The organism is Pseudomonas orientalis (assembly GCF_001439815.1).
In the GTDB taxonomy this organism is placed as follows: Bacteria; Pseudomonadota; Gammaproteobacteria; order Pseudomonadales; family Pseudomonadaceae; genus Aquipseudomonas; species Aquipseudomonas orientalis.
In genome coordinates, this window is record NZ_JYLM01000004.1 from 331,126 (window position 1) to 344,906 (window position 13,781).

A 13,781-nucleotide genomic window follows, 5' to 3' on the forward strand; every position below is an offset into this window, starting at 1 on the left:
AGGGTGTTCTTAGAGGCGGTCGAGCAATTTACAGGCGCGGTTGCCAAAGATCTCCAGCAGCTTGGCCAGCATATGCGGCGGTGGCTCGTTGGCGCGGGTCAGGGCGTAGAGGGTGATGGGCAGCGGTGGGGTGAGCGTGCGGATCTGGGTGGTGGCGGTTGAGGCACCCAGCGCCGTGAACGGATCGATCACGGTCAGACCGGCCCCGGATTCGACCATCGCACGCGCCAGGGAATAAGTTTGCACCGAGATCGTCACCCGGGGCGGCGGGTCGATATTTTCCAGGTAGCTGCCCAGCTTCGCCGCCAACGGGTCGGCGCTGGACAGGCCGATCAACGGCGCACCGGCCAGCTCGGCCAACGGCAAGGGCTGATGCCGTTCGGCATCCGGCCAATAGCCTTTGGACGCCAACGCCACCAGTACACCGTTGGCCAGCACCTGGGTCGTGAGTCCCGGATGGCCGGAGAAGTTGAGCGTCAACGCCAGGTCGATCTCGCGCATCAACAGCTTCTGCACCAACTCGCGGCTATGGTCGCTGGACAGTTCGCAGGCCATGTCCGGGTAATCGCGTTTCCACTCCAGGATCGACGGCGGCAGCAGCGACAGCGCCAGCGTCGGAATCGCGCCGATGCGGATACTCTGCCCAGGTTCACGGCGCAAGCTATTGGCCAGGCGCCTTACGCCTTGCAGGCTCGTGGTGACTTTCTCGACTTCGCTTTCCAGCGCCAACGCTTCGGGCGTGGGCTGCAACTTGCCGCGTACCCGCAGGAACAGCGCAAAGCCCAGCTGCAATTCGGCGTGCTGCAACACCTTGGTCACCGCCGGCTGCGAGACGTGCAGCAACTGCGCGGCGGCGCTGATGGAGCCCGTCTGGCGGATGGCCTGGAAGATTTCGATATGACGCAAGCGCATGACGAGTCCATAACCTTTGTTTATAGGTGACCCATCTTTATTCATTGTCGGTGAGCTGTCACCTGCCTCTAGGCTTGAGCCTTCTTGAATCAACGGCGGGAGGCTGGCATGGCCGGACAGGTTTGCATCATCGGCGGTGGAGTGATCGGCTTGACGAGCGCGTATGCGCTGGTGCGTGCCGGCCATGCAGTGACGGTGATCGACGCGCGTGACAGCCTGGGCAGCGAAACCAGCTTCGCCAACGGCGGGCAGTTGTCCTATCGCTATGTGGCACCGTTGGCGGATGCCGGCGTGCCGCTGCAGGCGATTGGCTGGTTGCTGCGCGGAGACTCGCCGTTGAAATTGCGCCCACGGCTCGACCCCCGGCAATGGCGCTGGATGGCAGCCTTCATGGCCGCCTGCCGGGGTTCGGTGAATAAGCGCAATGCAGCGCACTTGTTGCGCCTGGCATCCTTGAGCCAGGCCACCTTGCAGCAATGGCGCATCGATGACCGCCTGGAAGATTTCGACTGGCGGCGCAACGGCAAGCTGGTGACGTTTCGTACTGCCAATAGCTTCGAACATGCGCGCAGCAAGGTCACCGACATGTTGCAGCAGCAGGTGTTGTCCATGGGCGATTGCGCGCGGCTGGAGCCGGCATTGGCGGCGGGTGATTTCGTCGGTGGTATCTACACGCCGAACGAGGAGGTCGCCGATTGCCATGCCTTCTGCCAACGGCTGGCGGCGCGGCTCGAGGCCTCGGGGCGCTGCACGTTTATGCTCGGGCGCAAGGTCACCAGGATTCGCCATGCCGACGGTGCAGTGCAGGCCATCGAGTTGGGCAGCGAAGAGATGCCGGTGGAACAACTGGTACTTGCGGCGGGGCATCGCAGCGCCGAATTGGGCTTGCCGGGGTTGGCGCTACCGCTGTATCCGCTCAAGGGCTACAGCCTGAGCGTGCCGATCGGCGCGCAGCACCGGGCGCCGAACCTGAGCATTACCGACTATGACCGCAAGATCGTCTACGCGCGTATCGGTGACCAACTGCGGGTCGCCGCCATGGTGGATATCGTTGGTTTCGATACCGGACTTGAACCCAAGCGCCTGACCCTGATGAAGCGTCAGGCCCTGGAGACATTCCCGCTGGCCGGTGACTACACCCACGCAGTCGAATGGGCCGGCATGCGCCCGGCCACGCCGACGGGGGTGCCGCTGATCGGTGCAAGTCGCTACCGCAACTTGTGGCTCAACCTCGGCCATGGCGCCCTTGGCTTTACGCTGGCTTGTGGCAGCGGCCAACTGCTGGCCGAGCTGATCGATCAGCGCACGCCGTCCATCGATATGCACGGCCTGACGCCTCGCGTCGCTTGAATCTCTACCCCAAAACCAACGGAGAATAACAATGAAAAAGATCCTGTTGACCGGCTGCACCCTGGGCCTGTTGTTCGGCGCACAGGCGCATGCGACGCAAACGCCGCTGGAGGGCACCTTGAGCAAGATCGCCAATGCCAGGTCCATTACCCTGGGTTACCGCGATGCGTCGGTGCCGTTTTCCTATGTTGCCGATACCAGCGGCAAACCCATGGGGTATTCAGTGGACCTGGCGAGCAAGATCGTCGAGCGCATCCAGCTAAAAACCGGGGTGGCCGACCTCAAGGTGAGCTACAACCTGGTGACCTCTCAAACGCGTATACCGTTGGTGCAGAACGGAACGGTGGATCTGGAGTGCGGCTCCACTGGCGTGACGGCCGAGCGGCAGAAGCAGGTGGCGTTTTCGTACGGTTTTATCTACGTGAAAGGCCAGCTGCTGACGGCCAGGGGCAGTGGCATCAAGGGCTTTGCGGACCTGCAGGGCAAGAACGTGGTGACCACCGCCGGCACCACCAACGAACGCTTTCTCAAAAGCTACAACGCCGAACACAAGGCCGATATGTTCGTCATCAGCGCCAAGGACCACGGAGAGGCGTTCAAGATGCTCGAGACCGGCCGCGCAGCGGCATTCTATATGGATGACGCGTTGCTCTATGGCGAACGCGCCAAGGCCAGGGACCCGCACAACTGGGTAGTGGTGGGGGAAGAACAGTCGCGGGAAATCTACAGCTGCATGGTGCGCAAGGATGACCCGCAGTTCCTGGCGGTGGTCAACGAAGCATTGGCCGATCTGTACCGCAGCGGGGAAATCAATGGGATTTACCAACGCTGGTTCGAACAGCCGATTCCGCCCAAGGGTTTGAACCTGGAATTCCCGATGACCAGCGAGTTAAAGGCAATTATTGCAAAGCCGGTGAGCGACCCGGTGGAGTAAGAAGCGCTAACCCAAGATCGTTCCTACGCTCCGCGTGGGAGTGCATCCTTGGACGCTCCGCGTCCGCTTCTAAAGTCGTAACGCAGAGCGTCACAGGCGGCATTCCCACACACAGCGTGGGAACGATCACTCGGAGGGTTAGAAGTCGCCCCACAACTGTTGGGCCACAGCCAGCGCCACCACCGGCGCGGTTTCGGTACGCAACACCCGTGGACCTAGGCGGGCGGCTTGGAAGCCGGCGCTTTGGGCGGTTTCCACTTCGACGTCGGTCAATCCACCTTCAGGGCCGATCAGGAAGGCCAGGCTCGAAGGTTTGGCATGGCTGATCATTGGCTCGGCTACCGGATGCAGTACCAGCTTCAGGTCGGCCTCGGTCTGTTTCAGCCAGTCTGCCAGCAACAGCGGCGGGTGAATCACCGGCACCGTTGAACGCCCGCATTGCTCACAGGCACTGATCGCCACCTGGCGCCAGTGCAGCAGGCGTTTGTCGGCGCGTTCGTCCTTGAGGCGCACTTCGCAGCGCTCGCTGAAAATCGGGGTGATGGCATTGACGCCCAGTTCGGTGGCTTTCTGGATCGCCCAATCCATGCGCTCGCCCCGGGAAAGACCTTGCCCGAGGTGGATATGCAGCGGCGATTCGGCCTGGCCGTTGAAGCGTTGCGTCAGTTGTACGGTGACGCGTTTTTTACCGACTTCCAGCAGGCTGCCGAGAAACTCCTGGCCGGAGCCGTCGAACAGTTGCACGGCGTCGCCTTCGACCATGCGCAACACGCGGCTGATGTAATGCGCCTGGGCTTCGGGCAACTCATGGTCGCCGAGGCTCAGCGGGGTGTCGGTGAAAAAACGGGACAGTCTCATTTCTGTTCTCTGGAAAAATTATGCATACACACGTTCTGTCTTTCTGTAGGAGCGAGCTTGCTCGCGAAAAACGTATACCCGACGCCGTAATGTGCCTGGAATACCTTCGCGAGCAAGCTCGCTCCTACAGGGATTTTGGACACTATCCCGGATCACGGAAACCTGGGTGAAAATCCTTCGGCACGGCAACGCTGACCTTGCTGTTGGTGGCGATATCGATGCCTTCACTCGCAACCTCGGCAAGGAAATCGATCTGCTCCGGGGTAATCACATACGGCGGCAGGAAATACACCACGCTGCCCAACGGCCGCAACAGCGCACCGCGTGCCAGGGCATGCTCGAATACTTTCAGGCCCCGGCGTTCCTGCCAGGGGTAGGCGGTTTTGGTGGCTTTGTCCTGCACCATCTCGATGGCCAGCACCATGCCGGTCTGGCGCACTTCCGATACGTGCGGGTGGTCCACCAGATGGGCCGTGGCGCTGGCCATGCGCTGGGCCAGGGCCTTGTTGTTTTCGATGACGTTGTCTTCCTCGAAGATATCCAGGGTCGCCAGCGCCGCCGCGCACGCCAGCGGGTTGCCGGTGTAGCTGTGGGAATGCAGGAAGGCGCGCAGGGTCGGGTAGTCGTCGTAGAAGGCGTCGTACACGTCATCGGTGGTGACCACGGCGGCCAGCGGCAGGTAGCCACCGGTGAGGGCCTTGGACAGGCACAGGAAGTCCGGGCGGATGCCGGCCTGTTCGCAGGCGAACATGCTGCCGGTGCGGCCAAAGCCCACGGCGATTTCGTCGTGGATCAGGTGCACGCCATAACGGTCGCAGGCTTCGCGCAGCAGCTTGAGGTACACCGGGTGATACATGCGCATGCCACCGGCGCCCTGGATCAACGGCTCCACGATCACGGCGGCGACGCTGTCGTGATGTTCGGCCAGGGTCTGTTCCATCGCCACGAACATGTTGCGCGAGTGTTCTTCCCAGCTCATGCCCTCGGGGCGCAGGTAGCAATCCGGGCTTGGCACCTTGAGGGTGTCGAGCAGCAGCGCCTTGTAGGTTTCGGTGAACAGCGGCACGTCACCCACAGACATCGCCGCGATGGTTTCGCCATGGTAGCTGTTGGTCAGGGTGACGAAGCGCTTCTTGTCCGGCAGGCCACGGTTGAGCCAGTAGTGGAAGCTCATCTTCAGCGCGACTTCGATGCATGACGAGCCATTGTCGGCGTAGAAGCAGCGGGTCAGGCCTGCGGGGGTCATGGCCACCAGGCGTTCGGACAGTTCGATCACCGGCTGGTGGCTGAAACCGGCAAGGATCACATGTTCCAGTTGGTCCACCTGATCCTTGATGCGCTGGTTGATGCGCGGATTGGCATGGCCGAACACGTTGACCCACCAGGAACTGACGGCATCGAGGTAGCGCTTGCCTTCGAAGTCTTCCAGCCATACGCCTTCACCGCGTTTGATCGGCACAAGGGGCAATTGCTGGTGGTCTTTCATCTGGGTGCAGGGATGCCACAGCACCGCGAGGTCGCGTTGCATCCACTGGTTATTCAAGCCCATCGGTGATCTCCTCGAAGCGGTCCTGCAACCTGCGCAGGCGAAACAATCGCGCAAGCCTATGCAATGGTGGCGTGGGTCACAAGCCATTGTGGGGAAATTCGCGGTAAATGCAGGACGGTCTGTCACGTTTCCAGGGAATAGTCTTAATCCCTTGTTAATTTATGATGCATAGGCTTCAGATCGCCTTTCTCGATATTTCGAAGCGAAATTTTCCGCTTTAATTCGATAGATAAAGCGCTAGTCTTGGGCACGGTTCTTACGGGATTAAGTACATGCAGCTACGCAACTCACCGGCCCGCTATGGTTGGGTCAGCATGGTTCTGCACTGGGGCGTGGCCCTGGTGGTATTCGGGTTGTTCGCCCTGGGCCTGTGGATGGTCGGTCTCGATTACTACAGCGCCTGGCGCAAAGACGCGCCGGACCTGCACAAGAGCATTGGCATCACGCTGTTTGCCATCATGCTGGTACGCATTGTCTGGCGCCTGGTCAGCCCGCCGCCGCCGCCGTTGACCAGCTACAGTCGGTTGACCCGCCTCGGCGCCGCGTTTGGTCACGCGTTCCTGTATCTCGGGTTGTTTGCCGTGATGATTGCCGGTTACCTGATTTCCACCGCAGACGGTGTCGGTATCCCGGTGTTTGGCCTGTTTGAAATTCCTGCCGTGGTTTCCGGTCTACCGGACCAGGCAGATACCGCCGGTTGGGTGCATTTGTACCTGGCCTGGGTGTTGGTGGTGTTCGCCGGCTTGCACGGCGTGGCGGCGCTGAAACACCATTTTATCGATCGTGATGTGACCCTGACGCGAATGCTGGGGCGCAAAGCCTGATGTTCAACCTCGACTCACAAGGAATAGAAAACATGTTGAAGAAGACACTCGCCGCTCTGGCAATCGGTACCGCTCTGCTGTCTGCCGGTCAGGTAATGGCGGCTGACTACAAGATCGACAAGGAAGGCCAGCACGCCTTCATCGATTGGAAAATCAGCCACCTGGGCTACAGCTACATCCACGGTACTTTCAAGGACTGGGATGGTACGTTCAGCTGGGACGCAGCCAAGCCTGAGGCCAGCAAAATCGCCGTCGATGTGAAAACCGCCAGCCTGTGGTCCAACCACGCAGAACGTGACAAGCACATCGCCAGCAAAGACTTCATCGACGTGGCCAAGTTTGCCGACGCCAAGTTCGTGTCCACCGCCGTCAAATCCACCGGCGAAAAGACCGCTGACGTGACCGGCGACCTGACCTTCCACGGCGTGACCAAGCCGGTGACCTTCAAGGCTACCTTCAACGGTGAAGGCAAGGATCCATGGGGCGGCGAACGTGCCGGCTTCAACGCCAAGACCACCATCGACCTGAACGACTTCGGCGTGAAAGGCCCAGGCCCGACTTCGCAGACTGTCGACCTGGACATCTCGCTGGAAGGCGTGAAGCAGAAGTAATGCTTCGTATGTAGGAGCGAGCTTGCTCGCGAAAAACGTCAACGATGACGCGTGAAACCTGGATGTACGCGGTGTCTGTGAGTTCTTCGCGAGCAAGCTCGCTCCTACAGTTTAAAAGCACAAAAAAATGCCCCGTCTCGAAAGAGGCGGGGCATTTTTTATGGCGCTTTGAAACTCAGCGGTTGCGGGTCAGCAGCGCTGGTTTCTCACCACGAGGACGGCCAGGCAGCTGATCCAGCTGCTCGGGTGTCGGGAAGCGATCCGCTTTCGACTCCTTGTGGATAATCTTTGGCGCCGGGCCACCGCGCGGGTTTTGCACCGCAGGCTCGGACAGAGGCTGGTCGTCACGGGCCGGGCGGCGGTTGTTGCTGCGCGAGTCTTCGCGACGGGCCTGGCCGTCACGCGGTGCACCATTACGTGGGCCGCTGCGCTTGGCTGGCGGCGTACCGGTGGTGCCGCCGCTGCTGTTGCGCGGGCCATTCTGACGGGCGCCCTGTGGCTGGCCGCCACGCGGAGCGGCTGCGCCTTGTGCCGGGGCACCCGGGCGACGGCCACGGCCTTGTGCCGGCTTGGCCTGTGGCACGTAGTCGACGCGGTTACCGAAGTTATCCACATCGTCGTCGAGGAACTCGTCCGGGGCACGATCGGAAGCGGCGCGTGGCGGCTGGCTCGGCTGGCGCTGTTCGCGGGCCGGGGTGCCTTCACGAGGCTTCTGCTCGCGGGCCGGGCGTTCGCCACGGCTGCTGGTCGCGGTTTTTTCCTTGCCTTTGTCCTTGCCCTTGTCGCGACGACCACCGCCGCCACCGCCGCCGTTCGGGCCATCGCCCTTCGGACCGCGTGGGTTGCGCGGGTTACGCACGTCCGGACGCTCGCGCGCTTCTGGCTTCTCGGCCTCCACTGCGCTGGAATCGAAGCCCATCAGGTCGCCGTCGGCGATTTTCTGCTTGGTCATGCGCTCGATGCTTTTGAGCAGTTTTTCTTCGTCCGGTGCAACCAGGGAGATGGCTTCACCCGAACGACCGGCGCGGCCGGTACGGCCGATACGGTGCACGTAGTCTTCATCGACGTTCGGCAGCTCGAAGTTGACCACGTGTGGCAGTTGGTCGATATCCAGGCCGCGGGCGGCGATATCGGTGGCGACCAGGATGCGTACGGAACCGGCCTTGAAGTCGGCCAGGGCTTTGGTGCGCGCGTTCTGGCTCTTGTTGCCGTGGATGGCGACGGCGGTGAGGCCGTGCTTGTCCAGGTACTCGGCCAAGCGGTTGGCGCCGTGCTTGGTGCGGGTGAACACCAGCACCTGTTCCCAGGCACCGTGGGTGATCAAGTGCGCCAGCAGCGAGCGCTTGTGGCTGGCGGCCAGGCGGAACACGCGTTGCTCGATACGCTCGACCGTGGTGTTCGGCGGCGTGACTTCGATGCGTTCCGGGTTGTGCAGCAACTTGCCGGCCAGGGCCGTGATGTCCTGGGAGAACGTTGCCGAGAACAGCAGGTTCTGACGCTTGGCCGGCAGGCGCGCGAGCACCTTTTTCACGTCATGGACAAAACCCATGTCGAGCATGCGGTCGGCTTCGTCCAGCACGAGGATTTCCACGTGGGACAAATCGACGCTGCCTTGGCCGCACAGGTCGAGCAAACGACCCGGGCACGCCACCAGCACATCGACACCACGGGACATGGCCTGAACCTGGGGGTTCATGCCGACGCCGCCGAAGATGCAGGCACTGACGAACTTCAGGTCGCGGGCATACAGCTTGAAGCTGTCGTGCACTTGCGCGGCGAGTTCGCGGGTGGGGGTCAGGACCAGTACGCGCGGTTGGCGCGGGCCGTGACGCTGGGATTTGTCCGGGTGACCGTTGGGGAACAACCGCTCCAGAATCGGGAGGGCGAAGCCACCGGTTTTACCGGTACCTGTCTGCGCCGCAACCATCAGGTCGCGACCTTGCAACACGGCGGGAATGGCCCGCTGTTGCACCGGAGTAGGCTCGGTATAGCCCGCTGCCTCGATGGCGCGGACTAAAGCCTCGGAGAGACCGAGGGAAGCAAAGGACATGAGTAATCCTGTTTTAGTTAGGGCTTGGCCCAAAGGGATAATCTTGCCGGGCGTGAATGGCGCTTAGGGGAGCGTAATCCCGTCCGGTCCTGCTGTGTCTGGCGGGCACTCCACCGGCTCGCGCGGGCTGCAAAGCTGCGCTGTAGCGGGGTTGGGTGCCTTTTTCAAGACCCGAGCGGCCGGGCGTAAGCCTGGCGGAAAGGCCGGAGTATAACAGAGCAATCACTGCGCGCTGCTTTCCTGCTGCTCAACGGTGTAATCGAACGCGTTGATCGGGGTCGTTTGTGCCTGGATACCGCCGTATTTGGCGCTCAACGCGGCGTAGGCCGGCTCTTGCTTGAAACGCCTGAGCTCGGCGGCAAAGCGCTGGACCAGCAGGTCCATGCCTGCGCCACGGCGTACGGCGAGAAACTGCGGCTGGCGGCTGACCACCACCGGCGCCTGGCTGACCTTGTCTTCCAGACCCAACGCCTTGATCACATGCTGGCCCACGCGTCGGTCAGTGACCACCATGTCGATGCGCCCCAGCATGAGCTTGCCGAAGTTGGCTTCATGGCTGGGGGCGGGTTCACGGGCGAAGGCATCGGACGCACTGAATGCTTCGCCATAGAGGTAGCCGGGCGAGACGCCCACGGTCAGGCCGCGCAGGTCGTCGAGGGTGTCGGCGGGGTGAGGACGTTCGTTGGCGTAGAACAGCACGAACTCGACTTGCGACAAGGGTTCGCTGGGGTAGAGCAGCAAGGTGTCGCGCTCGTGGCTGTGGAAAATATCCAGCGCGCCGTCGGCGTGGCCTTGGTCAAGCATGGCCAGGCAGCGCTTCCAGGGCAGGAACTGCCATTGCACATCCACACCGAGGCGCTGGAACACGATCACCGTGGTTTCATAGTCCAGGCCACGCATGTTGCCGTTGTCGTCGTAGACGTAGGGCGCCCATGGCTCGGTGACAATGCGCAGTTTCTCGCCCTGAGCGGCCAGGCTCAGGCAAGTCAATAGCGCAGCAATCAGCAACTTCAAAATGACAGGCATTGCCTGAGATTACGTCGCTCCCGGCATAAAGAGAAGCTCTGGCACGCGCTTTGGCGGGCGGCCTTATTTCGCTGGCGCGTCCATCAGGTGGGCGTGGATCGCGGCGCGCCGCTCGCCGAGAATCAGGCGCACCACCGGGTTGGCGAACCAGTGTTCGAGCTGGTGCGCGTCAATCGGACGCTTCTGGCGCTCCTCCTGGTTTTGTCGCGCCTTGTCCCACCAAACCGGGCCACAGGCCTGGTCGAACTCGTTTTCGTGTTCGTAGCAACCGTAGAGGATTTCGCGAATGAACTGCTGCTGGTGCCTGGGCAGCAGCAGGGTAATCAGCTTGTACAGCATGCGCTGCAAGCGCGGCGGGCGCGGCAGGTGGGCGGAAACCTGGCGCGTGTCGGCCAGGGCCAGCGCGCTGGTGGGCGCCGCGGCGTGCTTGGCGATCCAGGCCTTGACCTTGGCCCGGAACAGCTGCTTGCGACTCCAGTAATGGTGGATCAGGTCCGGGCACTCGCGCACGTTGACGGTGCGATAGGCCGCAATGGACAGGCAGAACTCTTCCAGGGTGTAGGCCCCCTGGGCGTGGGGAAACAGTTCATCCATCAACTCGATGGAGCGGTCGAGGATGTGCGCGTCCTGCTGGGTCAAGCCCATTACGCCGGAGTTGAGGGTCATCATGTCATCGTCGGCCACGCCCATGTCGAGCAGGCGCTGGTAAAGCGCGGTGTAGAGAATGCTTTCGTGGTTGTCGCCGTACTTGGTGTAGAAGGCGTTGCACAGCAGGGTGCCGGGCTGAACGCGCTCGAACAGGGCCGTGGGCGAATGCTGGAAGAACGTGTCGGTGTCGATCAGCAACGCCACCTCGGATTCTTCCAGTACCTGGCGCAGCACCACGTGTTTGGTGCGGAAATGATAACCGTGGGGTTCGCTCCAGCGTTTGCGGGTGGCCTCGTCCAGCGGGCGCACACGTACCGGCAGCAGGCGATAGGGTTCGGGATTGTCGCTGAATACCTGGATGTCCACGGCCGCATCGGGGTCGTCCTGCAGGAAGGCCAACGCGCTGGCGATGCTGAATACCGCTTCCTGGTGATAGGTCTCGGCGCCGAAGACCAGGTAGACCAACTGCGGACGGGAAGTGGAGGACACTGTATTCATGGCGTGCGGGATTCCGTGGGTCACGTAAAACGACAAAGGCCCTCGTCTGAGGGCCTTGGCACAACCGGGCAAGCCTTAGCGTGGCAGCTTGAGGTTGTTCCAGACGGCAAGGCTGGGTTCGGTCTGGTTCAGGGTATAGAAGTGCAACCCTGGCGCGCCACCTTGCAACAATTGTTCACACATCTCGGTGATGACCTGCTCGCCGAAGGCCTGGATGCTCTTGACGTCGTCGCCATAGGCTTCCAGTTGCTTGCGCACCCAGCGTGGGATCTCGGCACCGCAGGCATCGGAGAAACGCGCCAGCTTGCTGTAGTTGGTGATGGGCATGATGCCCGGCACGATCGGGATATTCACACCCATGGCCTGTACACGCTCGACGAAGTAGAAGTAGCTGTCGGCGTTGAAGAAGTACTGGGTGATCGCACTGTTGGCGCCGGCGTTGGCCTTGCGTACGAAATTCTTGAGATCGTCTTCAAAATTGCGTGCCTGGGGGTGCATCTCCGGATAAGCCGCCACTTCGATATGGAAGTGATCGCCGCTTTCTTCGCGGATGAAGCTCACCAGGTCGTTGGCGTAGCGCAGCTCACCGCTGGCCATGCCCATGCCGGACGGCAGGTCGCCACGCAGCGCCACGATGCGCTTGATGCCGGCGGCCTTGTATTGGGTCAGCAGGCCGCGCAGGTCGGCTTTGCTGTCGCCCACGCACGACAAGTGCGGAGCGGCGGGAACGTTGACTTCACTTTCCAGCTGCAGCACGGTGTTGATCGTGCGGTCACGGGTCGAACCGCCGGCGCCATAGGTGCAGGAGAAGAAGTCAGGGTTGTAGCTGGCCAGCACCTTGGCGGTGGCCATCAGTTTTTCATGCCCAGCATCGGTCTTGGTCGGGAAGAACTCGAAGCTGTAGCGACGGTCTTGGGACATGGTCATACCCTTTGAAACTCGGAATTGCGGAGTGTGTACACCGTCGATGTGGGAGGGGGCTTGCCCCCGATGGCGGAGTGTCAGTTAGCAAATATATCAACTGACCCACCGCCATCGGGGGCAAGCCCCCTCCCACATTTAAAGCCCGCTCCCCACAGGGGGGAGCAGGCAGCAGGTGTATCAGTAGCGGTAAGCGTGCGGCTTGAACGGACCTTCAACGGTCACGCCGATGTAGTCGGCCTGAGTCTTGGTCAGTTGGGTCACCACGCCGCCGAAGCCGCGGACCATTTCCAGGGCCACTTCTTCGTCGAGTTTCTTCGGCAGTACTTCCACGGTCAGGCGCTCGGCTTTCTGGGCGGGCGACAGGTCGGCGTACTTCTGCTGGAACAGGAAGATCTGCGCCAGCACCTGGTTGGCGAACGAGCCGTCCATGATGCGGCTTGGGTGGCCGGTCGCGTTACCCAGGTTAACCAGGCGGCCTTCGGCCAGCAGGATCAGGTAGTCGTCGTTCTGTGGATCGAACGCGCCGCTGCCGGTACGGTGAACCTTGTGTACCTGTGGTTTCACTTCTTCCCATGCCCAGTTCTTGCGCATGAACGCGGTGTCGATCTCGTTATCGAAGTGACCGATGTTGCAGACCACGGCGCGTTTCTTCAGGGCCTTGAGCATGTTCGCATCGCACACATTCACGTTACCGGTGGTGGTCACGATCAGGTCAATCTTGCCCAGCAGGGCCTTGTCGATGCTTGCTTCGGTGCCGTCGTTGATACCGTCGATGAACGGCGAAACCACTTCGAAACCGTCCATGCAGGCTTGCATCGCGCAGATCGGGTCAACTTCGGAAACCTTGACAATCATGCCTTCCTGGCGCAGGGACTGGGACGAACCCTTGCCCACGTCGCCGTAGCCGATCACCAGGGCTTGCTTGCCCGACAGCAGGTGGTCGGTGCCGCGCTTGATGGCATCGTTCAGGCTGTGACGGCAGCCGTACTTGTTGTCGTTCTTGCTCTTGGTCACCGAGTCGTTGACGTTGATGGCCGGGATTTTCAGCTCGCCCTTGGCCAGCATGTCCAGCAGGCGGTGCACGCCGGTGGTGGTTTCTTCGGTCACGCCGTGGACGCGGTCGAGGATCTGCGGGTATTTCTTGTGCAGCAGCTCGGTCAGGTCGCCGCCGTCGTCGAGGATCATGTTGGCATCCCATGGCGCGCCATCCTTGAGGATGGTTTGCTCCAGGCACCACTCGTACTCTTCTTCGGTTTCGCCTTTCCAGGCAAATACCGGGATACCGGCGGCTGCGATGGCGGCGGCGGCCTGGTCCTGAGTCGAGAAAATGTTGCACGACGACCAACGCACTTCGGCACCCAGGGCAACCAGGGTTTCGATCAGTACGGCGGTCTGGATGGTCATGTGGATGCAGCCGAGAATCTTCGCGCCCTTGAGCGGCTGCTCAGCGGCGTATTTGCGACGCAGGCCCATCAGGGCTGGCATTTCGGATTCGGCGATAAAGGTTTCGCGACGGCCCCAGGCAGCGAGGGACATATCGGCGACTTTGTAGTCGGTGAAATCTGCAGGCGTAATTACAGCGCTCATGAAGAGCCTC

At 61.6% G+C, this 13,781-nt stretch carries 12 protein-coding genes; 4 read left to right on the forward strand and 8 right to left on the reverse strand.

The window, feature by feature from the left end:
* Positions 1-9: 9 nt before the first annotated feature.
* On the reverse strand, positions 10-912 hold the full coding sequence (locus TU82_RS12785; RefSeq protein WP_057723541.1) for a LysR family transcriptional regulator: 903 nt from the start codon (positions 910-912) through the stop codon (positions 10-12).
* Positions 913-1,020: 108 nt separating this feature from the next.
* Between TU82_RS12785 and TU82_RS12790 the strand changes: the two genes are divergently transcribed.
* Positions 1,021-2,262, forward strand: a complete 1,242-nt coding sequence (locus tag TU82_RS12790) for a D-amino acid dehydrogenase (RefSeq protein WP_057723542.1) — start codon at positions 1,021-1,023, stop codon at positions 2,260-2,262.
* A 31-nt stretch (positions 2,263-2,293) separates the two neighbouring features.
* On the forward strand, positions 2,294-3,196 hold the full coding sequence (locus TU82_RS12795; RefSeq protein WP_057723543.1) for a transporter substrate-binding domain-containing protein: 903 nt from the start codon (positions 2,294-2,296) through the stop codon (positions 3,194-3,196).
* 138 nt (positions 3,197-3,334) lie between these two features.
* Here TU82_RS12795 and TU82_RS12800 read toward each other — a convergent pair whose 3' ends face one another.
* Positions 3,335-4,054, reverse strand: a complete 720-nt coding sequence (locus TU82_RS12800) for a 16S rRNA (uracil(1498)-N(3))-methyltransferase (protein WP_057723544.1) — start codon at positions 4,052-4,054, stop codon at positions 3,335-3,337.
* Positions 4,055-4,196: 142 nt separating this feature from the next.
* Positions 4,197-5,603, reverse strand: a complete 1,407-nt coding sequence (locus TU82_RS12805) for an adenosylmethionine--8-amino-7-oxononanoate transaminase (RefSeq protein ID WP_057723545.1) — start codon at positions 5,601-5,603, stop codon at positions 4,197-4,199.
* A gap of 272 nt (positions 5,604-5,875) precedes the next feature.
* Between TU82_RS12805 and TU82_RS12810 the strand changes: the two genes are divergently transcribed.
* Positions 5,876-6,427, forward strand: a complete 552-nt coding sequence (locus TU82_RS12810) for a cytochrome b (RefSeq protein ID WP_057723546.1) — start codon at positions 5,876-5,878, stop codon at positions 6,425-6,427.
* Positions 6,428-6,459: 32 nt separating this feature from the next.
* Positions 6,460-7,038 (forward strand): YceI family protein, encoded by a 579-nt coding sequence (locus TU82_RS12815; protein ID WP_057723547.1) that lies wholly within the window; start codon positions 6,460-6,462, stop codon positions 7,036-7,038.
* Positions 7,039-7,213: 175 nt separating this feature from the next.
* Here TU82_RS12815 and rhlE2 read toward each other — a convergent pair whose 3' ends face one another.
* From rhlE2 to ahcY, 5 genes are all read right to left on the reverse strand, one after another.
* Positions 7,214-9,088: an RNA helicase RhlE2 gene (rhlE2, locus tag TU82_RS12820; protein WP_057723548.1), complete on the reverse strand. Its 1,875-nt coding sequence runs from the start codon at positions 9,086-9,088 to the stop codon at positions 7,214-7,216.
* A 222-nt stretch (positions 9,089-9,310) separates the two neighbouring features.
* Complete coding sequence (locus TU82_RS12825) at positions 9,311-10,114, reverse strand: substrate-binding periplasmic protein (RefSeq protein WP_057723549.1); 804 nt, start codon at positions 10,112-10,114, stop codon at positions 9,311-9,313.
* Positions 10,115-10,177: 63 nt separating this feature from the next.
* A complete protein-coding gene (locus tag TU82_RS12830) occupies positions 10,178-11,260 on the reverse strand; it encodes a hypothetical protein (RefSeq protein WP_057723550.1) in 1,083 nt (360 codons plus the stop codon).
* A 75-nt stretch (positions 11,261-11,335) separates the two neighbouring features.
* Positions 11,336-12,181, reverse strand: coding sequence for a methylenetetrahydrofolate reductase [NAD(P)H] (metF, locus tag TU82_RS12835; protein ID WP_057723551.1), 846 nt, complete (start codon positions 12,179-12,181; stop codon positions 11,336-11,338).
* Between the two features lie 180 nt (positions 12,182-12,361).
* Positions 12,362-13,771 carry an adenosylhomocysteinase gene (gene ahcY / locus TU82_RS12840; RefSeq protein ID WP_057723552.1) on the reverse strand — a complete coding sequence of 470 codons (1,410 nt, stop codon included), beginning with the start codon at positions 13,769-13,771 and terminating at the stop codon, positions 12,362-12,364.
* Between the last annotated feature and the right edge of the window lie 10 nt (positions 13,772-13,781).